Here is a 25,192-nt window from a genome sequence, read left to right on the forward strand (position 1 = left end):
GGGAATGTTAATTGCTGTATTCATTATTACGTGTATCCATATAGCTGGTTATTGGTTTTATGATATGCTTTTATTGCGTTTAGCATCTCCTGAGTATGAGCTTAAACTATTTTCAATAGATAAATATCAAAAAGAAACTTATCAAAATAATAAAGCAAATCTCTACATTCTTGTGAGTGATTACATGATGTTTATTAGGGATAGGGGAAGAGCAGATTCTACACTTTTGCTGCGTGTAATATTCTATTGTAAATAGTCAGTTCGTTCAGTAAAGCGAGTCATCTAAAACCTTTTGAGTGGAACAAGAGGCATTGACGAATTGGTCTAGATTCGATAGTTGAAGGTATTTTTCATTGGGGAGAAGCATGACGCTGCAATCGCTTTTACAGACATATCGTGATGAAGCGCGTACCGAACGGGACAAAGGTACATATTTTGAGCGTTTTGCTCTTGCTTATCTGACACATGATCCTCTTCAGTCTGGATGTTATGAAAAGGTTCAAACCTTTAAAGATTGGGCTCGTGAAAATGATTGGGATGTTCATGATACCGGTATCGATCTTGTGGCAAAGATTCGTGATGGAGAGGGTTTTGCGGCAATCCAATGTAAATTTTATGATGCAGCCTATCGGATTAGAAAAGCAGATATTGATAGTTTTATTTCGGCATCAGGGAAAGCTCCATTCAAGCGGCGTATTATTATAGATAGTACTGAAGGTGCTTGGAGTGATAACGCTGAAACAATGATACGGGGGCAGGATATTCCTGTTATACGGATTAATCTTTCCAATATACAACAAAGTCCGATTCGTTGGGAAACTTTTGCAGCCCAGGGCAAAGTTGTGTTGGAGGATAAAAAGAAAATTCGTCCACATCAGCTGGAGGCATTGTGTTTTGTGCGTTCGGGGCTTGCTGAGGCTGATCGGGGTAAGCTTATTATGGCTTGTGGTACTGGTAAGACATTTACCAGTCTCAAAATTGCTGAGGATTTGGCGGGTGAAGGCAAGTTTGTCTTGTTTCTTGTTCCTTCCTTGGCACTGATGTCACAGACGGTTCGTGAATGGACAACGGATGCAGAAATCGGATTGCGCTCCTTTGCTGTCTGTTCCGATACACAAGTGGGAAAGCGTCGTAAAAATAGTGATGATGTTGCTGAAATTGATGTGTTTGATCTTGCTTTTCCGGCGACAACCGATGCTGCTAAACTTGCAAAACAGGTGGGTAAGAGTGTTGCAGATAGGATGACCGTTGTGTTTGCAACCTATCAATCCATTCAGGTGGTTGCGGATGCTCAGAAAAAGTATGGTTTGCCAATATTTGATCTTATCATTTGTGATGAAGCGCACCGTACAACAGGGGCAACGCTGGTTGGAGAGGATGAATCCAATTTTGTTAAGGTGCATTCTAATGATGTTATTCGTGCTAAGAAGCGCCTTTATATGACAGCGACACCACGTATTTTTGGTGATAACGCAAAAAGTCGCGCGAATGAAGCTAATGTTGTTCTCGCTTCGATGGATGATGAAAAGCTTTTTGGTAAAACACTTTTTTATCGGGGCTTTTCATGGGCAGTACAGAATGATCTTTTAACGGATTATAAGGTTATTGTCTTAGCAATGGACGAAAAATTGATCAGTTCAGCTGTTCAGAAGCGTCTTAGTGATGACCAGTCTGAGCTTGTTCTTGATGATGCAACGAAGATTATTGGCTGTTATAAGGCGCTGACAAAACAAGATCTGAAGGCTGATGTTGGGGCGGATCTACACCCTATGCATCGTGCTTTAGCGTTTTGTAAAACTATTAAAAGTTCTGAACTAGTCCGTGATGAATTTTCTGCGGTTGTTAGAGAATATCTTGATTATACGAAAGAGGATACGGAAAATGAGCACTTTCTGAAGTGTGAAGTTAAACATGTTGATGGCACTTTCAATGCGAAGGATCGTGGTGCATTACTTGATTGGCTGAAAGCTGATAGTGGTGAGGATGTTTGTCGTATTTTGACCAATGCACGGTGTTTGTCTGAGGGGGTAGATGTTCCGGCTCTTGATGCGATCATGTTTTTAAATCCACGCAAGAGCCAGATTGATGTTGTGCAAGCGGTTGGGCGGGTGATGCGTCGCTCTGAGGGCAAAAAGATGGGGTATGTCATTTTGCCAATCGGTATTCCCTCTGGGATTCCAGTGGAACAGGCTTTGAACAACAATGATAAATATCGGGTTGTTTGGCAAATTTTAAATGCTTTGCGTGCGCATGATGATCGTTTTGATGCGACGATTAATAAGGCATCGCTAGGGCAAGATATCAGCAATGTGATTGAGATTATTGGTGTGACACAGAGCACTGAGTTACAGGCTGTTACAGCTGTTGTAGACAATCTTCCACTACGCGCACAACCCGCACGAGCGGGAATTGGAACACCGGAATATGATTTTACTTTTACAGATCAGGTAAACAAGGAGTTTTCTTTCCCAGTGGATGAACTTTCTCGTGCGATTTTGGCAAAGATCGTCAAGAAATGTGGGACACGTGATTATTGGGAAGATTGGGCGAGCAACATTGCTGAAATTGCTAAGAATCATATCACACGCTTAACAGGCATACTTGCAGAGCCAGAGACTGAGGCGCGTCGAGCCTTTGATAAATTTGTGGCAGAACTGCGTGATGATTTAAATGACACGATTACAGAGGCTGATGCGATTGAGATGTTGGCACAACATATTATCACGCGTCCTGTCTTTCAGGTGTTGTTTGAAGGGTATCAGTTTACACGTGAGAATCCTGTCTCGCGTGCTATGCAGCGTATGCTTGATGTACTTGATGAGGCGAATCTTGATAAGGAATCCAAAGATCTCGAGAAATTTTACACAAGTGTAAAATTACGCGCCAGTGGCATTACGGATCCAAAAGCAAAACAGAGGTTGATTGTAGAGCTTTACGATAAATTTTTTCGTTATGCTTTTCCACGTACTGTAGAAAAACTTGGCATTGTTTATACCCCCGTTGAGGTTGTGGATTTTATCATTCACTCTGTTAATGATGTTTTAGAGCAAGAATTTGGGCAAACGCTTGGCTCATCTGGTATTCACATCATGGATCCCTTTACAGGAACGGGGACTTTTATCACGCGGCTTTTACAATCAGGTTTGATAAAACCAGAGGAGATGAAACACAAATTTTGTCATGAGATTCATGCCAATGAGATTGTGCTTTTAGCCTATTATATTGCAGCCATTAATATTGAGACAACCTATCATGGTCTGATGGGGGGAGGTTATGTTCCCTTTGAGGGAATTTGTTTAACCGATACATTCCAGCTTTATGAGCAAGAAAAAGACCTGATCAGTGATTTGCTGGTGGATAACAGCACACGTCGCTCACGCCAGAAGGAACTGGATATTCGTGTTATTGTTGGCAACCCTCCTTATTCTTCGGGGCAAAAAAGCGAAAACGATAATGCGAAAAATATTGATTACCCTAAATTGGATAACCGCATTCGTGAAACTTATGCTGCTCAATCCAAAGCGAGCAATGTTAATGGACTTTATGACAGTTATATTCGTGCTATTCGTTGGGCAAGTGATCGCATAAAAGACTGTGGTGTTATTGGTTTTGTGACAAATTCAGGTTTTATCAATGGATATTCTACGAGTGGTTTACGAAAAGTATTGAATGAAGAATTTTCGAGCATTTATGTTCTCAATTTGCGTGGTGATATTCGCAAAAATATGATGAGCAAAGGACGTGCTCAAGAAGGGCAAAATGTTTTCGGAAGTGGAAGTATGGCAGGAATTGCTGTGACATTGTTTGTTAAAAATCCAAATGTCACGGAGCATTGCAAAATTCACTATTACGATATTGGAAATAATCTCACGACAAAAGAGAAATTATTTCAACTTCAGCGGTTGAGTAGTGTTGGTGGGATCAAGTGTGAACACGGTTGGCAGATGATTACACCAGATGAGCATGGAGATTGGCTGGATCAGCGCAATAGTGATTTTGAAAAATTTCTAGCCTTAGGTGATAAGAAGAGCAGTGATAAAAAGCTATTCAAAACTTTTTCTCGTGGCATACAAACTGGTCGTGATGCTTGGGCATATAACTCTAGTCATGAAGATTTATTAAAAAATATGAGCAATATGATTGCTTTTTATAACGGTGAAGTAGAGCGTTTTAGTTATGCTTATGCACATTCTGATCGTAAAACACGTATAGGTGCTGTAGACGATTTTGTTAACACGGATGCCAAAAAGATCAGTTGGAGTCGTGCACTTAAACAAAAATTAGCTAGAGAAAAGGTTTTTGAACTTAAACAGACATGTCTTATTCAGAGTTCATACCGTCCTTTTACACGACAGTGGCTCTATTATAATCGTGCTTTTAATGAAATGATTTACCAAATGTCGCGTATTTTTCCATTAGAAAAAGCGGTTGAAAATAGGGTAATACAAATTACAGGAGTTGGAGCAAGTAGTGGTTTTTCTGTTCTGTTGACTAAGAGTTTACCCAATCTTCATACAATGGATACTGGTCAGTGTTTTCCAAGGTATATTTATGAAAATGTTGTATCTTTGAAAGATCAAAATGATAATCAGTCTCATTTATTTGAGAATGCTATAGTAGAAATCACAATAACTGGTTTGCAGCGGCGTGATGCTCTCACGGATGAAGGGTTGGCACATTTTAAGGCAGTATATCCTGGTGAAATGATAACAAAGGATGATTTGTTTTATTATGTTTATGGGATTTTGCATTCTGAAGATTATCGTGCGCGTTATGCGCATAATTTGTCTAAAGAATTGCCACGTATTCCAACAGTTAAAAAGGTAGAGGATTTTTGGGCTTTTGTAACAGCGGGGCGAAAGCTTGGTGATTTGCATATGAATTATGAAGAGGTTGAGCCCTATCCCGTTACCTATAAACAGGGTGATCCAAGAACTTGGATGATTTCTGATGAGAAGAGTTTCTATCGTGTTGAAGCGATGAAATTTGCTGGTAAGCGTGGCGCTATTGATAAGAGCACAGTGATTTATAACGCACATATCACGATGCAGAATATTCCTCTTGAAGCTTATGATTATGTGGTCAATGGCAGGTCTGCTCTTGAATGGGTTATGGAGCGGCAGATTGTCAAAACGGATAAAGCGAGTGGGATTGTTAATGATGCTAATCGCTATGCTGTTGAAACGGTGGGTAATCCAGCTTATCCATTGGAATTATTTCAGCGGGTTATTACTGTAAGCTTGGAAACAATGAAAATTGTTCGTAGTCTACCAAAATTGGAAGTGAGAAAAACTGAAAAGGTTAAGTTATCCATTGTGCGGTAAAACAGCGCTGTGTCGTAACAAACTGGCACTATCATACACTTTGCCAGCTCGTGGGTATTGCGACAGCTCTTGGCACTTGAGACGGTACATCCCAAGTGGCTTAAGAGCTATCGTAATATTGGGGGGCGGAAAAATATAGGTGGGGCGATTTTTATTTTTTATGAAGCGTAAAAATGGTGGTATAAATAGATCTTTATAGCAAGTTTGAAGATTTTATAGTTGTCTGGGCGGCTTTATTTACAAGAGCTTAATATATTCGGATGGCATGTACAATCTCGTGCTGTGAGAGATATCTTGGGATGTAAGAGATGTCTTGGGTGAACGTGCAATACAGTGACACGTGTGGGGTGTTCTATGTTGTATGAGAGTAAGCTCGGTTCGAGCTTTTATAGAGGCAATCTTGTGTGGAAGGGTATGGAAAGAGCGGTATGAAGCGGTCAGAAGATGGCAAGGTTTTAAAAAAGTCAGAAGGATAAAGATCAGAAAGCGGTTCTGAGATAGACTTGGAGCGTTTTAATATATTGGAATAGAAGAATGCGGATTTGATTGATCTGTTGTATTGCGCTTTCAGCATTGCTCTTTTTAACAGGATAGGCAATGAAATGGATATCAGGCATGAGATATTTAAGTTCTCGCATCGAGCGCCACATATGGTAATCATGGGTGACGATATAAAGGGTTTTATAGTGGTGTTTTTTGATCCAAGCAGCGCTTTCTTCGGCGTTTCCTCTGGTGTTAATCGCTTGATGCCCAATGTCAATACAACAGGAGACAAGCCGTGGGGTAATATGCATGTTATGCATGAAACCTTTCAGATTGGTTGTGGTGTTTACGCCACTGATAAGGAGTCGTGAACCAATCCCCCTTTGTAAGAGATTGAGACCTGTCTCTATTCGGTTTTCTCCGCCTGTTAGCACAATGATGGCATCCGCTTTGGGGAGAGGTTTTGGGGGGACAAGTCGTTCAGTTTTTTCAGAAAAAACAATAAAACCGCCCCAGAAAATGAAAACAATGATTGCAAGAGTAAGTGTTGTCGGTGGAAAATAGCGAAATAAAAAGCACACAGACCAACGATAATGGGGTTGTTTTGGAAGAGGACGTTCTAAATTTTTTTGCCTCAATGAGTTGGAATGGTAGGAGTGGTGAGTCATAAAATTAAAATAAACCGTTTTCACATTGATCAATTTTTTTCAGTTGCGTTAAAATAGTCATGCGGTTTGTAAGGGTGGTAAGAAAAGAAACGAAAATAATAAGAAGAATGATTTTTCCGTAAGGAATGGAACTTATGGAAATATGTCCAAACAAAGCTGTTACTTGGCTAGCTTCCACTCTTCCCAAGTTATAATTCGTCCAGAGACAAAAGGCTGAAAACAGAAATATGCTTGTGAGACCACCATATAAAGCACCACGCAGTGCAGTTTTAAAAAAATGCCAGTCAAATTGGCGGGCAATGAAAATAGTTTCAGTACCAAGGAAATATAAGACATTGATAATATGCGCATTTTCTGCCAATGCATTGCGGGTGGTAAAAATGATGGTAAGAATAAGAGAGCCTAGAACCAATGCTAAAATTGAAAAACCAATGAAAACAGTGGTGTGTGCCATGGTCGCAAAACGATGGACCCAAACACGGTGATCATCAAATTGACCTCCTGGAATTTGGGTTTTAATGGCGTGATTAATGGCTGCAAAATTGATTTTTTCATCCCTCTTCAGGGTCACAATGATAAGGCGGGGAAGGGGCAGTTCATTGACATTGAAGCCTGTTCCAAGCCATGGCTCCAGTAATTTTTCTGTAGCTTTTTGGTCAACAATTTTTGCATCTTGCACACCAGAAAATGTTTTAACCAATTGTACGGCATCACGGAGAGCTTTGTTGATATCAACATTATCAATGGGGCGTATTTGTATTGTTGCTTCATAGCTAATCTGATTACTCCAATTTTGGGCGGCACGTTGGACTAAATCAACACCGATTAAGGTGAGGCTTGAAAGAAACGTCATAATAGCAATCACGGCAACCAATGCTTTTCCAGAAATATTACCACTGGGAATAATCGCTGTTGTATTTTTTTTATTGCTTGTAAAAATGGGGAAAGATTTATTCATGAATCGTCATCCGTCCGTTATGGAGAAGCATACGTCGTGCTGCAACTTGTTCCATTAAGGCAATATCATGGGTAGCAATGATAACAGCTGTTCCAAAACGATTTAATTCAATAAACAAACGCAGTAGGCGTTTTGCCAAGGGCGGATCGACATTTCCGGTAGGTTCATCGGCAAGTAGAATTTCAGGTTGATCAATGAGCGCGCGTGCAATGGCTACCCTTTGTTTTTCTCCGCCAGAAAGAACTGGTGGTAAAACATGAATATGATCTCCAAGACCTACCCAACAGAGAAGATCTTCCACTTCACTGCGATAGGTTGCTTCTTCTTGTCCTTTAATGCGTAAAGGTAAGGAGACATTTTCATAAGTGGTCATGTGGTCGAGTAAACGAAAATCTTGAAACACCACACCGATACGTTGTCGCAGCGCAGGGAGCTCTTGTCGTTTGAGTAATGCTGTGTCTGTTCCAAAGAGATCAATATGACCGCGGGTGGGTTTGAGTGCCAAAAACATAAGACGCATCAACGACGTTTTCCCTGCTCCAGAGGCGCCAGTGAGAAATTGAAATGATCCAGGAGGAATATGAAAGCTAATATCACGAAGGACCTCAGGTCCCATTCCATAGCGTAGACCGACATTTTCAAAATGAATCACTTTTTATTATTACTCCTGATTTTATATTGCATCATTTATTCTAAGAACTCTTACTTTCATTACTTTAGATTTTTGTTGTAAGCTTGGTTATTTTAGATTTCATGGTTTTTAATATTTGTTATACATCCTCGTTATAGATAAATATTTTTGCTCAAGAATATTATCATTTATACTTTCTCTTGTTAGCTTTATTTATGATTTTAGCAGGAATTTCAAAGTGATTCTAGCATAAACATCAGAACTATTTTTCCTTCGTTCTCAGAGTTTTTTTTGCATTGAGTGGGTACTTGGTGATTTTAAAAAGCTATGTTGCTCTTTTTATCTCACTTTCTTATTCTTATTCGCATTCATATTCCAATCTTAGCATCTTCCAATCGTGAAGTTTTTTCTTCTATTGTTTTTTATTTGTTATGAAGAAAAGCGTTTGTTGTTAGGGAGAGCATATGCGTTGTTTCGTTTTTTGTTCTCATGGGTGGTTTTCGTAACAATGCGAGGATAATTTTAGCAGAAAAACAAAAACCACCGTATATTATATTTCTTCGTGTTTTTTTAGTTTTGTCGGTTAGCAATCAGATCTTCAACAACTTGTGGTTCGGCAAGAGTTGAGATATCTCCGAGAGTATCAAAATCGTTTTCGGCGATTTTTCGTAAAATACGTCTCATAATTTTTCCTGATCGCGTTTTGGGAAGCTGCGGGGCAAATTGAATTTTATCTAATATGGCAATAGAGCCTATTTCTTGTCTTACATGTTTAATAAGCTCTTTTTGTAACTCTTCACTTGGAGCTGTCCCTTCCATGAGGGTGATAAAACTATAAATTCCTTGCCCTTTAATGGGATGCGGGTAACCCACAATAGCTGCTTCTGATACAGCGGGATGAGAAACAAGGGCTGATTCAATTTCAGCGGTTCCTAACCTGTGTCCCGAGACATTGAGAATGTCATCAACTCGTCCTGTGATCCAATAATAGCCGTCGCTATCGCGCCTACAGCCATCGCCTGAAAAATATTTTCCTTTATAGGAGGAAAAATAAGTTTGAATAAAGCGCTCATGATCCTTATAAAGTGTGCGCATTTGTCCGGGCCATGAATCACCGATACAAAGATTGCCTTCTGCTTCACCCTCTAAAACATTGCCTTGAGCATCAACAATTTGGGGTTGAATACCAAAGAAAGGACGTGTGGCTGACCCTGCTTTAAGGGGTGTTGCACCAGGCAAGGGCGTGATCATATGCCCCCCTGTTTCTGTTTGCCACCATGTATCGAGAATCGGACAACGGTCATTTCCAACTGTATGATAAAACCATTCCCATGCTTCTGGGTTAATAGGTTCTCCTACTGTTCCTAAAAGACGCAACGATGTTCTTTTTGAGTGTTCAACAAACGAATTTCCTGCTCCCATTAAGGCGCGTATAGCTGTTGGTGCGGTATAGAGTGTATTGACTTGGTGCTTGTCGACAATTTCCCAAAATCTTCCTTTGTCAGGAAAGGTTGGTGTGCCTTCAAACATTAAAGTAGTCGCACCATTGCATAAAGGTCCATAAACTAAGTAAGAATGACCGGTAATCCAACCAATATCAGCTGTGCACCAGTAAACTTCATTGGGGTGATAATCAAAAACATATTGATGTGTCATCGAGGCAAAAACAAGATAGCCCGCTGTGGTATGTAAAACACCTTTGGGGTTGCCGGTGGAGCCGGAAGTATAAAGAATAAAAAGTGGATCTTCAGCGTTCATGGGTTCTGGTGGACAGTCTGTTTTGGCATGAGCTATCTCTTCATGGTACCAAAAATCACGCCCCTTTATCCATTGAATGGGTCCACAAGTTCGCCGTATAACCATGACTTGGTCTACATGCACGTTTTGGCGCGCTGCTATCTCAATAGCATGATCAACATTGTCTTTTAAGTTGATCCGTTTGCCGCCACGCAAGCCGTGATCAGCGGTAATGATGAAGGTTGATTCGCAGTCAACAAGACGCCCTGCTATTGCCTCAGCAGAAAAGCCCGCAAAAATAACCGAATGAACAGCACCAATGCGGGCACACGCGAGCATAGCATAGGCTGCTTCGGGAATCATGGGGAGGTAAATGGTTACTTTATCGCCTTTCTTAATACCACGACTTTTCAAAAGATTAGCAAAACGACAAACATGTTCATAAAGCTCATTATAGGTTATTTTTTTATCATGATAGGGGTTATCCCCTTCCCAAATGAGCGCGATTTTGTCTCCATGGGTTTTCAGGTAGCGATCAATGCAATTATAGGCAACATTTGTTATCCCATCTTCGTACCATTGAATTGATACATCATCATTAAAAGAAGTGTTTTTTACTTTTGTAAAAGGTTTAAACCATTCAATGCGTTGACCATGTTTGGCCCAGAAGCTTTCTGGGTCATCGATGCTTTCTCGATACCATTGTTGATAAGTTTCCTCATCGAGTAAAGTATTTTTTTTGATCTCTTCTGATACTAGATAGATTTTTTCAGTCATGCTTCCCTCTTTTTATTTTTTAGAAAAATCAGCCATTGTATTTTTATATTTGTGGCAGAGTTTTCCCAAAAGCTTTTCATTGTGAGATTAGACTAAATGACAAAGATTAGAATAGTCAATTTTTAAAATCTGATGTGATGATATTAAAGAGGGTATTCTATGCTTTTAGGATACTCAAATGTGGTAAAACCTATTGCGGTATAGAGCTTTTTATAAACGCATAAAGACATTTAAAAATGTCTATTATAAAATATTTCTTACAAGTTGATATAAACCAATATCGTTAAATAAAAGACTAACAAGAGAGAATATTGAGCTTATTAATAATGATTTTTTAGAGAATCTTTCCAACTGTAATAAATAAACTTATAATAAAAAATATATATTAAACCAGAAAAAAACGTTGCTATAAGCGATTCAATAATTTTATGAGTAAAATCTGTCATTATAAATGATAATCACTCATTAATAGTATCGTCGCTACTTTATTCAGCGTGCTCGCAACTCATCCAATGAAGATTAATATAAACCGAAATATCTACGCAAAATATCAGAAATAAAGGAAATAATAACTGACGATAATGCCATTATAATAGACAATTTCCAACTCACACCACTGAATATTTTAAAAGGAATGGCAATTATAGGAGTAATTATAATTAGCATGAAAAATAGTCTTACAATTTCATAATGAATATCCATTATAACAAAATCCTAGTTATAGTAATGAGATTAATAAATACTTTTGAAAAAATTTGTTCAGTGTACTCGAAACTCATCCGATAAATATTAATATAAACCAAAGTATCTACACAAACTATCAAAAATAAATAGCACAACTCCTCCCGATAATGATGTTATGATAGATAACTTCCAACTCCGATCACAGAATACTTTGATAATACTAGTATAGAGAGATACAAATACAACAAGCATACAAAACATTCTTACGATTTCATAACGAATATTCATTATAGTAAAATCCTAGTTATATTATCTGATACTATTAGATATCTCTGAAAATTATTTCATCCAGCAATATTTATTTTGGTATATTCTTTCGAATATATTTACAAAAATACTAATTTCAGAGATATCTTTGTCGCTATTCTCTATAAATTAGAACCAACATTCATGAGCTTTTTGTGCAAAGCCCCAAACAAAACCTCCTAGGAATCCCGATGTGTAACCTGCAACTCCACCTGTAAATGCCCCCGCTGGTCCTCCAGATATACCACCTAGAATTGCTCCGCCTACTCCTGCCGGTCCCGCTGTGTTGAACCCTTGTGCATTCATGTGAGACATAAAAGCATTAGGACTACATGCATTTCCATGAGTAGGTCTTGAATTGTGCGAATGACCAAAAGAAGGCTTTGTCACCATATGACCGAATGTGTTGAATGAACCAAACATATTAATTCTCCTTAATTCTCTACATTAAAAGTAGTATCACAATGATACATTTCAAATGGCTATCGCGTATTTCTAGAAAAATGTCAAAGATAAACTTTAAAAATAACAATAAAAATACTGTATAAATAATATATAAATTATGTATATATGAAATTATTATTCTTAATAAGATAATAATATTAATTATAAGTTTTTAAAATATAAGAAATGACACCATATTTTTTCTTAATTAAAGTTTAAATTTAGAAAAATTGGGCATATGAAAATTTGAAGTTTTTCTCTTTATTTATGCGAACGATAAAGGAATATCGTTATTGAAATCGGTCTCATTGCCATTGTTTTGCCTGCATGTATTATGCGCATATACATGGGATTCGTTCTTTTACTTTTCAAGCGGATATTGACTGTATTCACGCTTTGTAGAACATAGAAAGCCTCTATGCTATCGTTGTGATCTTATAGGATTGCTGTCATGTTGTTTAGCGCGGCTCTTGGTGCTCTATTGGGCATTTGAGATGTTTATTTTGCTCAAGTGACTTACATGAAAGAGTTTTGTTACTGTATTACGCAGCCATAAGCCTTTTTTGCCTGCTTTACGCCATTAGCATGTGAGGAAATTGTTTACGCGTGTTGGAGAAGTTAAGAGAATTCATGGTTTTTAATGGAAATCATTGCGACAATCCTATTGAATATTCTTTTGCTATTAGTGATTTTGCGACAGTTTTTTCATGAATGCGCAACGCCTCTCTTATCATTTTGCCTTTATATAAGGATTTATTTTTTATGTTGCTTTTGCTGGAGAGGCGGTCAGAGGGGGGGTAAAGTAGAGCCAATATGCGAGACTATGAGAGCCTAAGCAGGGCTGTTTTGAAGTCATTTTATGGGTTGAGGAGGGCTGGTGAGAAATTTGAGAAGACTAGCTTTTTGCTTATTTTGCGAACAGGGTGAAAGAGGGATTGGAATCTTTCTTGCTAGAGTTGCTCTTTTTATATTGATCTTGAGGGGAATATTTTTTCTCATTTTTGTTGTTTTGGGTTTGTTCGTAGAATTTTCAATGGAGATTTATATGAAGGGGGGAATAAATTTATATGAGGGTAAATTGCTTTACACAGGGCGTTTTCCAAATAAAGCAGAGCCAATGCGAAGGACGTTAGAGCCAAACTGTAGAGCTGTTTTGAAGTCACTGGACATGCCCATGGAAAGCTTTGGAAGACCGGCTTGTTTTGCTAATTTTGCTAACAGCGCGAAATAGGGTCCGGGGTTTTCATCGACAGGGGGGATGCCCATAAGACCGATGATATTAAGTCCATAGTTGTTTTTGCATTGGTTGACAAAAGATGTTGCTTCTTGTGGTGCGATACCACTTTTTTGCGGTTCTAAGCCAATGTTAACCTGAACATAGCAAGGAAGATGCCTTTTTTGTTTTTGCATTTCTTCCGCCAAAATTTTGGCTATTTTTTCACGATCAACTGTTTGAATGACATCAAAAATTTTGATAGCTTCAGCGGCTTTATTTGATTGTAGGGGACCAATGAGATGAAGTTTAATATTTTCAAATTGTTGACGTAACTCGAGCCATTTTTGTGCCGCTTCTTGTACGCGGTTTTCTGCAAATAAAGATTGGCCTGCTTGCAAAAGGGGACGTATATCAGCGGCAGAAACAGTTTTTGAAACAGCGATAAGTTCAATTTCTTCTACGGGGCGTTGTAGCTCTTGACATGTTTCAGCAATGTCTTTTTGAAGGTTTTGCCATGTTTCAATGGAAGGGGCATCGAGGGGCGTTTGTGTATTCATATTTTTGTGCTTTACCTTTTTTGTTTAAGAGTTGGTCGTTTTTTTAAAAGTTTTATAAAATACTTAGGGAAATATTTCACGAAAATGTTGACGATGAGCTTAATCCATGGTCAAGCATAATAAAACAAGTTTTTTGGTGCAGTTTTATTAAAAGAGTATAATGGGAATGACGATTGAACATTATAATATAGGCGAACGCTATAATCCGCGTGCGAGAGAAAAAAAATGGCAAGAAATTTGGGATGAAAAGAAAACTTTTCAGACTGTTCAAGAAGATGCTCGTGAAAAATATTATGTTTTAGAAATGTTTCCTTATCCGTCAGGCCGCATTCACATGGGGCATGTGCGCAATTATGCCATGGGAGATGTGGTGGCACGTTATAAAAGGGCAAAGGGTTTTAATGTGCTTCATCCTATGGGCTGGGATGCTTTTGGTATGCCGGCTGAAAATGCTGCTCTGCAAAGTAAAGTGCATCCTAAAACTTGGACCTATCAAAATATTGCTGTGATGCGCGGGCAATTAAAGCAATTAGGGCTCTCACTCGATTGGACGCGTGAATTTGCGACTTGTGATGTGGAATATTACCACCGCCAACAAATGCTGTTTCTTGATTTCTATCAAAAGGGGTTGGTGGCGCGTAAAGTGGCGAAGGTCAATTGGGACCCGGTTGACCACACTGTTTTGGCCAATGAACAGGTTGTTGATGGACGGGGTTGGCGTTCAGGCGCGTTGGTTGAGCAACGTGAGTTGACCCAGTGGTTTTTCAAAATTAGCGATTTTAGTGAAGATCTCTTGGCGGGGCTTGAAGAACTGGATCAATGGCCGGAAAAAGTTCGCACGATGCAAAAAAATTGGATCGGGAAATCTCAAGGTTTGCTGATTCGTTGGGCTTTAAAGTCGATTGCGGATACTGATGATGCAAGTGGTGTTGATGATGTTTGTGAGACATTTGATGAGGTTGTTTGTTATTCAACACGTCCTGATACACTTTTTGGCGCCTCTTTTTTAGCTCTGTCTGTTGATCATCCTATTGCACAAGCTTTAGCAAAGAAAGATAAAGCGTTGAGTGCTTTTATCGAAAATTGTCGGTGTGGTGGAACGACAACAGCAGCACTTGAAACAGCTGAAAAACAAGGGTTTCTCACCCCCCTTTTGGCAGTTCATCCTTTTGATTCAACAGTACATATTCCTGTTTATATCGCGAATTTTGTGCTTATGGATTATGGAACAGGGGTTGTTTTTGGTTGTCCGGCTCATGATCAGAGAGATTTTGATTTTGCGCGTAAATATGATCTTCCAATAAAACCGGTGGTTTTGCCAAAAGGAGAGCAAGCAGAAGATTTTGTCATTGCTGAAACAGCTTATACGGGTGATGGTGTGATGATCAATTCCAGCTTTTTGGATGGTTTGACACCCCAACAAGCTTTTGAAAAAGCAGCCAAAAGGCTTGAAGAACAAATGCTCAATGGGCAACCGCAAGGGAAAAAAACAGTGCAATTTCGTTTGCGTGATTGGGGGATTTCGCGTCAACGTTATTGGGGGTGCCCCATTCCGATGATCCATTGTACATCTTGCGGCGTTGTTCCTGTACCACGGACTAATTTGCCAGTTGTGTTGCCTGATGATGTTACTTTTGATCAACCTGGAAATCCTCTTGCACGGCATGAAAGGTGGCAGAATGTTACTTGTCCTTCCTGTGGTCAACCTGCCAAACGTGAAACCGATACCATGGATACATTTGTTGACTCTTCTTGGTATTATGCACGCTTTACGGCTCCTTTTGCGCAGGAACCTGTTGACAAACAAGCAATCTCTGAATGGTTGCCTGTGCAACAATATATTGGTGGAATTGAGCATGCCATTCTTCATCTTCTTTATGCACGCTTTTTTATGCGTGCCATGAAATTGATCGGTCATGTGACTGTTGATGAGCCTTTTAAGGGGCTTTTTACCCAAGGTATGGTGGTGCATGAAACCTATCGGGATGATCAAGGGTGGGTTTCTCCAGCAGAAATTTCCATTGTTGAAAAGGATGGAAAACGACAGGCTTACAAATTGACTGATCAAAGTGAAGTGATGATTGGTTCGATTGAAAAAATGTCGAAATCCAAAAAAAATGTCGTTGATCCTGATGATATTATTGCATCCTATGGCGCTGATACTGTGCGTTGGTTTGTGTTGTCAGATTCTCCCCCCGAGCGGGATGTCATCTGGACAGAATCTGGTGTTGAAGGAGCTCATCGCTTTGTCCAGCGTGTTTGGCGCCATGTGGCTTTGAGTGCTTCTGTTTTAAAGGACGTGGCGCCTTGTGCAGGGCATCAGGGGGAAGCTTTGGAACTTTCAAAGGTCGCACATTGCACGCTTTGCGCTGTGGAAGATGATTTGGAAAAATTTGCTTTTAATCGGGCTATTGCACGCCTTTATGAATTCTTGAATATTATGGCACCGTTGCTCAACAAGATAGCAAGTGTTGACGATGAAATGAAAGCTTCTTTACGTCAAGCTATGGATTTTTTTCTTGCCATGATTGCACCGATGATGCCCCATTTAGCGGAAGAATGTCATGCTGCTTTAGGAGGAAAAACTTTAATGTCTGCGCTTGCTTGGCCTGTTTATGACAGCGCGTTAACCGTTGCGGAATGCTATACTTTGCCAGTACAAATTAATGGTAAAAAACGTGGTGAGGTGAGCGTTGCAGCAACAGCGAGTGAGACGATGATTAAAGAAGCCGTTTTGGCTTTAGATTTCGTCCAGGCGCAGCTGGTTGAAAAACCTATGAAAAAAATTATTATTGTTCCACAAAGGATTGTGAATGTCGTTCTTTAAAAGTTTTCTGCTTGTCGTTTTAGCGGGTGTCTTCACATTGTTGTGTGGGTGCAAAGTTGAACCGCTTTACCGTCAAGAGTCGCAGAGTTTAAGCGCAATGAATTCTGCTGTTTATGGGGATTCTATTTCTCAGCACGCTTCTTTGGGGCTTGCGCAAAAGCTTGCCTCTATTGTTGTGGAAGAGCCTTCGGATCGTTTTGGACAAATGGTGCGCAATCATCTGCTGTTCCTTTTGTATGGAAAAGGTGGTAAGCCTTTTCTACCTACTTATCGATTGGCATTGCAGATATCCGTCCTTACAAGAGAATCGATGCAGATAGAGGTTGATCTTGAGAAAAAGAGAAAAGGACGCCCTTCTGTTGGAACTGTTATGAGCAAAGCTTCCTATACCTTGCAGGATATGAAAAATATCTCTGTTGCACAAGGAACAGCAATGATGAACGCATCTTTTGAGCGGCTTCGTCAAGAATATGCAACGATGCAAGCTGAAGAAGATGCAAAAAAGCGTGCGGCAGAAGAGCTTGCTGAACAGATTTTTTTGTTACTTTCAAAAGATCTTTCTCATAAAATTCTTAGTCACTAGTCACTAGTCACTAGGCAATATTTTGTCCAGTTTTTTTCCAGTCGTTGAGAAATATTTGCAATCCTTTCTCAGTGAGGGGATGTGTGATGAGGGCTTTTAAAATTGCTGGTGGAACTGTTGCAACATCAGCACCGCTGAGGGCTGCTTCTTTGACATGATTAACGGTGCGAATTGATGCTGCCAAGATTTGTGTTTCGAAGTTATAGTTATCATAAATTGTGCGAATTTCATGAAGTAGTTCACTGCCATTTATGCCGCAATCATCGAGTCTCCCGATAAAAGGCGAAACGAATGTCGCACCTGCTTTGGCAGCAAGTAAGGCTTGATTGGCAGAAAAACAAAGGGTGAGATTTATTTTTAGTCCTTCTGCTGTAAGGGCTTTACAGGCTTTTAAACCATCGAGTGTTAAAGGAAGCTTGATACAAATATTGTCGGCAATCTTTGCTAAAACAGCCGCTTCTTTCATCATGCTTTCAAATTCCGTTGCGGCAACTTCAGCAGAAACAGGTCCGCTAATGAGAGCACAAATTTCTTTTGTAACATCAAGAATATTGCGTCCTGATTTTAGGATAAGAGAGGGATTGGTGGTGACACCATCAACAAGGCTTAAATTCTGTAACTCTTGGATTTCTTCAATATTGGCGCTATCCACAAAAAACTTCATCTCTAACCTCTTCTTGTTAGCTTTTTTATTCAAAGCTTTTCACATTTTATCCTGTTTTTTGTTATGCGCTATTGTTGATGGCAAAAGCAAGAGCAAGAATGAAGATCTCTTTAGAAAATGGGAATGTCATGGTGTTAATGAAGATGGTGTTAATGAAAAAGAATGCCATGATATTCATCATGGATCTACTTTCTGTAAAGAAAGATCTCGTGTTGTTTCCATGTCTCTTTCATGGCGTTGCTCGTAATAAGGCATAGGATTCATTGTGCACGAACGTTTTTGTATCTTGGCATTTTTGCCTATCGGCATCTTTGCAGAGCGATAGCTTTATAGTTATGGCAATAGGCGAGTATTATCACACCCTTTGTTCGTTTTTCGTTGGTGATTGTTCTTGATACCTGAGAATTTTGACGTTTCCTTTTCTCAGGGGGGTACATTTAGTTTTTCTTGTCGCTTGTCAGTGAATGGATTTTTGTGTCGTAAAACACCATTAAAGAAGGGGTGCGTTTTACGTGTGAAGTTTTTCAATTTATTTATAATGGAAAAATTCTCATGTTGAGCGTTTTTATTAGGAGAGGAAAAATAATTTATCTTTATAAATTAATACCTTAATAATAATTTGAGATGTGAGGTGGAAAGACAATAAAAGTATGTATCTTGGGCATGAAGTCACACTATGGGGTAGCTTTGTTGAGGGGAACATTTACGATATCATGTTGAGAGCTTAATCGTGATGGATTTTATTTGCACAGAGGAACGGCGCTTTTTTTGTTATAGAGGTTGACGTTGTGTTTATTGTTGGCGTTTTAGAAATGGAATGCGTATGAAAAAGAATTTTTGAAAGAAAAGTATTGTCGTAAAGGGAGAGTGATTGAATCTCGTAATGAATTTTATCCGCAGTAAGTTTTATAAGGGTGCTTAAAGATAAAGTGTAGATCTGTTGGTGCTCAAAAGGATCGTAGATAAGATGATCTTAGATAAGGGGGGGATTGTAGATTGGTTAAAAAGATGAATTCAAACATGATAGAGGAAAAGGTTGTCTCTGTATTGGTTCCTCTTCCTGTTGCGCATGCTTATAGTTATAAAGTTCCGTCTTCTATGGAGGTGGAACTTGGTTCTTTTGTTCGTGTTCCTGTTATGGGGCGTGAGCTTTGCGGTTTTGTTGTAGATGTGGGAGAGCAGGCAAAGGATGGACAAAGGTCTGTTTCGGTGGCGCGTGAAAAATTACGCTTTGTGCTTCATGTTTTTGATTGTCCCCCATTAAAGGCAGAAATGATTACATTTTTGCGGTTTGTGAGTCGTTATACGATGACGCCTTTTGGTCTTGTTGCACGATTGGTTTTATCCGTACCGGCCGCTTTAGAGCCGGAAGCGCAGATGCTGGGATTGCGCTATTGTGGGGGAGATGTGGAACGTCTCACACCAGCGCGCTTACGGGTTTTGGAATTGGTGCGCAATGAGAAAATATGGACACGTGTGGGGCTTGCGCATGCGGCTGGAACTTCTGTTTCTGTTGTTGAAGGGTTAAAAGCGCTAGGAATTTTTGAAGAAGTTAAGGTTCCTGCTCCTGATCTTGTGGGCATGCCTGATCCTGATTTTTGCGCTCCTCAATTGCAGGGCGCACAAAATGAGGCAGCAACATTGTTGCGGGAAGGGGTTTTGTCTTCTCAGTTTCAAGTTTTTTTGCTGGATGGTGTTACGGGTTCAGGAAAGACAGAAGTTTATTTTGAAGCAGTTGCTCAAGCTTTCAAAGGGGGTAGCCAAGTTTTAATTTTATTGCCGGAAATTGCTTTAACACAGCAGTTTTTAGATCGTTTTTATGCACGCTTTGGCGCTGCGGCAGCAGAATGGCATTCCGATTTGACACCACGTCGTAGAGAACGCGTCTGGCGGCAAGTTGCAGAAGGGCGGGTGCGTGTCGTTGCGGGGGCTCGTTCGGCACTTTTTCTTCCCTTCCACGCGCTTGGCTTGATTGTTGTTGATGAAGAGCATGATAGCGCTTATAAACAAGAAGAGCGCATTTTTTATCATGCGCGTGATATGGCAGTTGCACGGGGCTCTTTTGAGCATTTTCCTGTTATTTTATCTTCAGCTACACCGTCGATTGAAAGTCAAGCCAATGTTTTAAAAGGGCGTTATCAAAAGGTGCATTTACCCTCTCGTTTTAAAGAAGTTGCACTTCCTCAGTTGCGGGTGGTTGATATGCGTCAAGGAGGGGTGCAAAAGGGGCGCTTTATTTCCTTTGCTCTTGAAAAGGCTTTAAAACAAACGCTTGAGAAAGGCGAGCAGGCGCTGCTTTTTCTTAATCGCCGTGGTTACGCACCTTTAACTTTATGCCGAATTTGCGGACATCGTTTTCATTGTACCGATTGTTCAAGTTGGTTGGTAGAACATCGTGCGCAAGGGCAACTGAAATGTCATCATTGTGGATATCATGAACCACTTCCTCAAGCCTGTCCTGAATGCGGGACATTAGATCATCTCGTGGCTTGTGGACCGGGTGTGGAAAGAATTGCAGAAGAAACACAAATGCTTTTTCCTCAAGCGCGATCATTGATTCTTTCAGCAGATCTCAAAGGGGGGATTGGGCAATTGCGAAGCGAATTACAAGCCATTGCAAATGGCGATGTAGACATTATTATTGGAACACAGTTGGTCGCTAAAGGACATCATTTTCCCAGGCTCTCTCTGGTTGGCGTTATTGATGCTGATCTTGGTCTTGCCAATGGCGATTTACGCGCAAGTGAACGTACCTACCAGCTGCTTTCTCAAGTTACCGGAAGAGCAGGGCGTGTGGGATTGGAAAGTTTAGGATTATTGCAAACTTATCAACCAGAGCATCCGGTCATCAAAGCCTTACTTTCATGCCAGCCAGAAGATTTTTACACACGTGAGATTGCAGCGCGTCAGCATTATCATTTGCCCCCCTATGGGCGGCTTGCCTCTTTGATTGTCTCTGCACAACAGCGCCAAGCAGCAGAACATTATGCGCGCGCATTGCGTCAAGCAGCACCACGGGAAAAAAATATCTCGGTTATGGGACCAGCAGAAGCTCCTTTGGCTTTGGTTCGGGGGCGTTATCGTTTTCGGCTTTTACTGCAAGGACAGCGCTCTTTTGATATACAAGGGTTTATACGTGCAATGCTTAGTGGTACACCCAAAATGCCCAGTTCTGTTCGGGTTCAAATTGATATTGATCCGCAAAGTTTTTTCTAAAATCAGTATCGCATAAAGTGAAGGGTCTCTTTGCTTAAGATGCTTTACTTTAATACTATCTATTCAGAATAAACATCCTAGCAGCAGAATATGATACATGTGCATTGCATTAAGCAGAGCCATGGGAAAAAATATCTTTATTATGAAACCAGTAGAAGCGCTTCTCTTATTTGAGGACGCTATCATTTCGGCTTTTACTCCTTTTTTGTGTTAGGGGCAGGATCCTTTTTATAGGCGGATTATAGGTTATAAAGGCGGATTATAGGGGCTGAAAATGCTTAGCTGTACACCCCAAAATATCCAATTTTATACGGGTTCAAATTGATATTGATCTATGCTTTTTCTAAAATTAGTGCAACATAATGCCATATAATATAGTGCCATATAAAGTGAAGCTATGTGGACTTAATGAAAGTCGTGTTTTTGATGTTGTTTGACCTTAAAACCTTATGAAGCAGCGTTCATAAGATGTATCAGCGCTGTACGAGTCGCACCTGCTTTTGTATGCTAGATTAAGGCGAGCGTATTGCATATATCCATTTTATTTATCTTTGATGAGAATGCAGATTCATTTTGGAGCGTAAAGGTTAAAATGCGTATTTATCGTTGTCGTCCTTATTTATGGCTCTAGAATTTTCAAAAGCGTCCATAATTATAATTTTTATAAATAATAAAATATTGACTTATAATGATAATATGCTGTTATTCGTATTAGAATCTCAACTATTGTAGGATTCACTTATTTCAAATCTGGTTATATTGATCTATCAAAACCATTCGTTTGCATGTTACAGATAGGAGAGCCTGTGTCGAGTGAAACTATACAAGATAGGACTAAAATTCTTAATCTTCTCAAGTGTTAAGGGCTGTCGTAAAATTGGGAGATGGCAAAGTATGTGATAGTGCTGGCTTGTTCTTTCATAAGTGTAAAGATGGGGCTGCTCAATGAGGTTACTATATATAGCATTCATGGGCGCTGTCGTGAAATAGAGATTATCCATTGTTTCATGCTTTTGTTACTTTCGTTCTCTAAAGGGGGCACATTTTTCATGTAAAGCAGAACGCCCAAAACGGAAATTACCGAACATCTATTGTATTACTATATTCATATGCTTGTTTAAGCAAATGTTTCTCAACATGCTTGAATTCATTTTACGATGTTTCTCGAGTGTAGAATGTAAAAGCTTTCATGAATGAAAAAACCGCGTTAAGGATCACTATCTTTATTTCATAAAGGTATCAAATGGCGCCATTGTATTATAAAGCTCTTGGTACTTGAGAGCGTTTATACGAGGTGTTTTTTTCTTTAATCATTTTCTTTTTTGTTTGTGATGGAGCAAGAGAGTGATTTTGATAGAAAGATTTGAAATAAGAGAATCTTTCGATGTGTGGGGCTCATCTGGTATGAAAAATGATACATTATCATTATAAATCAATGTATTGTATACTTAAAGAGTGTGTTTACAAGAAAATATACTTGGTGAAATTTTTTAAAAGGAGTGGGTATTTGAAGAAAAAAGATCAATTTTTTTTTAATTTTTAGGAGGATATTCATTACTTTTTTTCTTATCAGTTTGCAATAATAGACTTTTTCAGTCGCATTCGCATCTCGTTAAAGGTCTTGTGGTGATAAAGGGAGTGTTTTTTAGAGAAGAAGTATTTTGTTATGGTGGCAAGAACGTTTGAAGCAAAATCAAAGAGAGTGAAAAAATCGCTCAGAGAATGTCAAAAAGAGGCATAAAAAAACTGTGATGCCATCCTGTATATCTAAAAAAAATTCTTTTCAAAAATATTTTGAATATTTTATTAAAATTTTTAAAAAGCAGCGATTTGTGGTGTTGCGAGTCGGCTATGTCTATGCTAGAAACCAAGTGATTTTTATTCTAGGTTTTAAGAAGAAGATTCTTAAGATTGAGAATGTCTGTTTCATTTCATCTGATAACTATCAGAGAGTCGCTCAAGGGAAAGAGGCGGTATTTCGTGTCGGATTCATTTTCTCTCATACCGCTGCCGTTGGTAGATCAACGCTATGCGCAAGCGCTTTTTGATTGCGTTCAAGAAGCTGGAAACGTTGAAAAGGTTGAAAAGGCAGTGGAAGATCTTTTGCTTGTTTTGGAGCAAAATAAAGATTTAAAACGCTTTGTGCTTAGTCCATTCTTTTCAGTTAAAGAGCAAATTAAGGTGATGCAATCTGTTTGTGCAAACATCAAATTTGCTGATAAAAACGCAGGGCAGGTTATTGGTAATTTTTTACGCGTTATTGCAACAAACCGTAGGCTTAGTGCTGTATTTGGTATTTTACATGCTTTCCAGCATTGTGTTGCGCGTGCTCGTAGGCAGGTTACTGCGCAAATTGTTTCTGCGCGCCCCTTAAGTTCTCAACAAAGACAAGAATTGTGTGAGGCTTTGGAAGGTGTCGTTGGGGGAAAGGTTTTGCTACACATCATTGTAAATCCAACAATTCTTGGTGGATTAATCGTTCGTGTGGGGTCGTCTCAAATTGATACGTCACTTATCACAAAATTGTCTTCGCTTAAGCTTGCATTGAAAAAAGAGGTCAGCTGATGGATATTAGACCATCTGAAATTTCAAAAATTCTAAAAGAGCAAATCAAAAACTTTGACCAAAAGGCTGAGGTTTCAGAAATTGGTTGGGTTCTCTCTGTGGGGGATGGTATCGCTCGCGTTTACGGCTTGGATAATGTTCAAGCAGGGGAAATGGTTGCCTTCCCAAATGGTGTGCGCGGTATGGCGCTCAATTTGGAAGTTGATAATGTTGGTGTGGTCATTTTTGGCTCAGATCGTGATATTCGTGAAGGCGATTGTGTAAAGCGATTGGGCACTATCGTCGATGTTCCTGTGGGTCCCGCTTTGCTCGGGCGTGTGGTTGATGCGTTGGGAAACCCTATAGATGGTAAGGGGCCCATTAAAGCAACAGAGCGTCGTCGTGTTGATGTTAAGTCCCCTGGAATTATTCCGCGTCAGTCTGTGCATGAACCGATGTCGACCGGATTGAAAGCGATTGACGCACTTATCCCTATTGGACGGGGACAGCGTGAATTGGTGATTGGTGATCGCCAAACAGGAAAAACCGCAATTTTGCTCGATACATTTTTAAACCAAAAACCTTTTCATGAAAAAGGAGCTGGACGAGAGCAAGACAAAGTTTATTGTATTTATGTGGCTATCGGTCAAAAACGTTCGACGGTGGCACAATTCGTTAAAGTTTTAGAAGAACGTGGAGCGCTGGAATATTCTATTATTGTTGCAGCGACCGCTTCTGATCCAGCACCATTGCAATTTATTGCACCTCTTGCGGGATGTGCTATGGGTGAGTATTTCCGTGATAATGGGCAACATGCTTTGATCGGGTATGATGATTTGTCAAAACAGGCGGTGGCGTATCGTCAAATGTCTCTTTTGTTGCGTCGTCCTCCAGGTCGTGAAGCTTATCCGGGAGATGTTTTCTATCTGCATTCGCGTCTTTTAGAACGGGCTGCGAAGTTGAATGCGGAAAATGGATCTGGGTCGTTGACAGCTTTGCCGGTTATTGAAACGCAAGCCAATGATGTTTCTGCCTATATTCCTACAAATGTGATTTCGATTACGGATGGACAAATTTTTCTAGAGACTAATTTATTTTATCAAGGAATTCGTCCTGCTGTAAATGTTGGTCTTTCTGTGTCGCGTGTTGGTTCTGCCGCACAAATTAAGGCGATGAAGCAAGTTGCTGGCTCGATTAAAGGTGAATTGGCGCAATATCGTGAAATGGCAGCTTTTGCGCAGTTTGGCTCTGATTTGGATGCGTCAACCCAGCGTTTGTTGAATCGGGGGGCGCGCTTGACAGAGCTGTTGAAGCAGCCACAATTTTCTCCACTCAAAACAGAAGAACAAGTGGTGGTTATTTTCGCGGGTGTGAATGGCTATCTTGATGCTTTAGTGGTTTCTGATGTTGCGCGGTTTGAGCAGGGACTTTTGGTGCTTTTGCGGAGTGATTATCAAGATCTCTTAAAGGCAATTGCTGAGCAAAAGCAAATAACAGACGAGCTGAAAGATAAGTTGATAACTGTTCTTAATACTTATGCGAAAAATTTCTCGTGATGAATTGATGGAATGCT

14 protein-coding genes are annotated in these 25,192 nt (G+C 39.8%); 6 read left to right on the top strand and 8 right to left on the bottom strand.

Annotated features, from left to right (window positions below; genetic code table 11):
• Window positions 1-365 precede the first annotated feature (365 nt).
• Window positions 366-5,324, top strand: coding sequence for a type ISP restriction/modification enzyme (locus tag PVV60_RS03245; RefSeq protein WP_273723093.1), 4,959 nt, complete (start codon window positions 366-368; stop codon window positions 5,322-5,324).
• A 479-nt stretch (window positions 5,325-5,803) separates the two neighbouring features.
• Here PVV60_RS03245 and PVV60_RS03250 read toward each other — a convergent pair whose 3' ends face one another.
• From PVV60_RS03250 to PVV60_RS03275, 6 genes are all read right to left on the bottom strand, one after another.
• Window positions 5,804-6,475, bottom strand: a complete 672-nt coding sequence (locus PVV60_RS03250) for a YdcF family protein (RefSeq protein ID WP_273723095.1) — start codon at window positions 6,473-6,475, stop codon at window positions 5,804-5,806.
• 4 nt (window positions 6,476-6,479) lie between these two features.
• Window positions 6,480-7,433 (bottom strand): ABC transporter permease, encoded by a 954-nt coding sequence (locus PVV60_RS03255; protein ID WP_273723096.1) that lies wholly within the window; start codon window positions 7,431-7,433, stop codon window positions 6,480-6,482.
• On the bottom strand, window positions 7,426-8,085 hold the full coding sequence (gene ftsE, locus PVV60_RS03260) for a cell division ATP-binding protein FtsE (protein WP_273723097.1): 660 nt from the start codon (window positions 8,083-8,085) through the stop codon (window positions 7,426-7,428). Before ftsE ends, PVV60_RS03255 begins: the two co-directional genes overlap by 8 nt.
• A 549-nt stretch (window positions 8,086-8,634) precedes the next feature.
• Entirely contained in the window at window positions 8,635-10,578 is a 1,944-nt protein-coding gene (gene acs / locus PVV60_RS03265; RefSeq protein ID WP_273723098.1) for an acetate--CoA ligase, read from the bottom strand.
• A 1,119-nt stretch (window positions 10,579-11,697) separates the two neighbouring features.
• Window positions 11,698-11,991, bottom strand: a complete 294-nt coding sequence (locus tag PVV60_RS03270; RefSeq protein ID WP_273723099.1) for a hypothetical protein — start codon at window positions 11,989-11,991, stop codon at window positions 11,698-11,700.
• A gap of 1,104 nt (window positions 11,992-13,095) precedes the next feature.
• Window positions 13,096-13,785, bottom strand: a complete 690-nt coding sequence (locus PVV60_RS03275; RefSeq protein ID WP_273723101.1) for a YggS family pyridoxal phosphate-dependent enzyme — start codon at window positions 13,783-13,785, stop codon at window positions 13,096-13,098.
• A gap of 166 nt (window positions 13,786-13,951) precedes the next feature.
• Between PVV60_RS03275 and leuS the strand changes: the two genes are divergently transcribed.
• Both leuS and PVV60_RS03285 read left to right on the top strand, forming a co-directional pair.
• Window positions 13,952-16,612: a leucine--tRNA ligase gene (leuS, locus tag PVV60_RS03280; RefSeq protein WP_273723102.1), complete on the top strand. Its 2,661-nt coding sequence runs from the start codon at window positions 13,952-13,954 to the stop codon at window positions 16,610-16,612.
• Window positions 16,599-17,195 carry an LPS assembly lipoprotein LptE gene (locus PVV60_RS03285; RefSeq protein WP_273723103.1) on the top strand — a complete coding sequence of 199 codons (597 nt, stop codon included), beginning with the start codon at window positions 16,599-16,601 and terminating at the stop codon, window positions 17,193-17,195. Before leuS ends, PVV60_RS03285 begins: the two co-directional genes overlap by 14 nt.
• 10 nt (window positions 17,196-17,205) lie before the next feature.
• On the opposite strand, the gene fsa is transcribed toward PVV60_RS03285, so the two are convergent.
• Entirely contained in the window at window positions 17,206-17,859 is a 654-nt protein-coding gene (gene fsa, locus PVV60_RS03290; protein WP_273723105.1) for a fructose-6-phosphate aldolase, read from the bottom strand.
• A 177-nt stretch (window positions 17,860-18,036) separates the two neighbouring features.
• Window positions 18,037-18,168 carry a hypothetical protein gene (locus PVV60_RS03295; RefSeq protein ID WP_273723106.1) on the bottom strand — a complete coding sequence of 44 codons (132 nt, stop codon included), beginning with the start codon at window positions 18,166-18,168 and terminating at the stop codon, window positions 18,037-18,039.
• A 699-nt stretch (window positions 18,169-18,867) separates the two neighbouring features.
• Between PVV60_RS03295 and PVV60_RS03300 the strand changes: the two genes are divergently transcribed.
• The 3 genes from PVV60_RS03300 to atpA all read left to right on the top strand — a co-directional run bounded on the left by PVV60_RS03300 (window position 18,868) and on the right by atpA (window position 25,175).
• Complete coding sequence (locus tag PVV60_RS03300) at window positions 18,868-21,075, top strand: primosomal protein N' (protein ID WP_273723108.1); 2,208 nt, start codon at window positions 18,868-18,870, stop codon at window positions 21,073-21,075.
• Between the two features lie 1,980 nt (window positions 21,076-23,055).
• On the top strand, window positions 23,056-23,640 hold the full coding sequence (gene atpH / locus PVV60_RS03305; protein WP_273723109.1) for an ATP synthase F1 subunit delta: 585 nt from the start codon (window positions 23,056-23,058) through the stop codon (window positions 23,638-23,640).
• A complete protein-coding gene (gene atpA / locus PVV60_RS03310; RefSeq protein ID WP_273723110.1) occupies window positions 23,640-25,175 on the top strand; it encodes a F0F1 ATP synthase subunit alpha in 1,536 nt (511 codons plus the stop codon). Before atpH ends, atpA begins: the two co-directional genes overlap by 1 nt.
• The last annotated feature ends 17 nt before the right edge of the window (window positions 25,176-25,192 follow it).

It is taken from the genome of Bartonella sp. AU18XJBT (assembly GCF_028618595.1).
Taxonomy (GTDB): Bacteria; Pseudomonadota; Alphaproteobacteria; order Rhizobiales; family Rhizobiaceae; genus Bartonella.

Bases quoted from the DNA above. Each gene is read 5' to 3' on its own strand.
- PVV60_RS03245 (WP_273723093.1), top strand. From the start codon at position 366: ATGACGCTGCAATCGCTTTTACAGACATATCGTGATGAAGCGCGTACC.
- PVV60_RS03250 (WP_273723095.1), bottom strand. From the start codon at position 6,475: ATGACTCACCACTCCTACCATTCCAACTCATTGAGGCAAAAAAATTTA.
- PVV60_RS03255 (WP_273723096.1), bottom strand. From the start codon at position 7,433: ATGAATAAATCTTTCCCCATTTTTACAAGCAATAAAAAAAATACAACA.
- acs (WP_273723098.1), bottom strand. From the start codon at position 10,578: ATGACTGAAAAAATCTATCTAGTATCAGAAGAGATCAAAAAAAATACT.
- PVV60_RS03270 (WP_273723099.1), bottom strand. From the start codon at position 11,991: ATGTTTGGTTCATTCAACACATTCGGTCATATGGTGACAAAGCCTTCT.
- PVV60_RS03275 (WP_273723101.1), bottom strand. From the start codon at position 13,785: ATGAATACACAAACGCCCCTCGATGCCCCTTCCATTGAAACATGGCAA.
- leuS (WP_273723102.1), top strand. From the start codon at position 13,952: ATGACGATTGAACATTATAATATAGGCGAACGCTATAATCCGCGTGCG.
- PVV60_RS03285 (WP_273723103.1), top strand. From the start codon at position 16,599: ATGTCGTTCTTTAAAAGTTTTCTGCTTGTCGTTTTAGCGGGTGTCTTC.
- fsa (WP_273723105.1), bottom strand. From the start codon at position 17,859: ATGAAGTTTTTTGTGGATAGCGCCAATATTGAAGAAATCCAAGAGTTA.
- PVV60_RS03295 (WP_273723106.1), bottom strand. From the start codon at position 18,168: ATGCCGATAGGCAAAAATGCCAAGATACAAAAACGTTCGTGCACAATG.
- PVV60_RS03300 (WP_273723108.1), top strand. From the start codon at position 18,868: ATGAATTCAAACATGATAGAGGAAAAGGTTGTCTCTGTATTGGTTCCT.
- atpA (WP_273723110.1), top strand. From the start codon at position 23,640: ATGGATATTAGACCATCTGAAATTTCAAAAATTCTAAAAGAGCAAATC.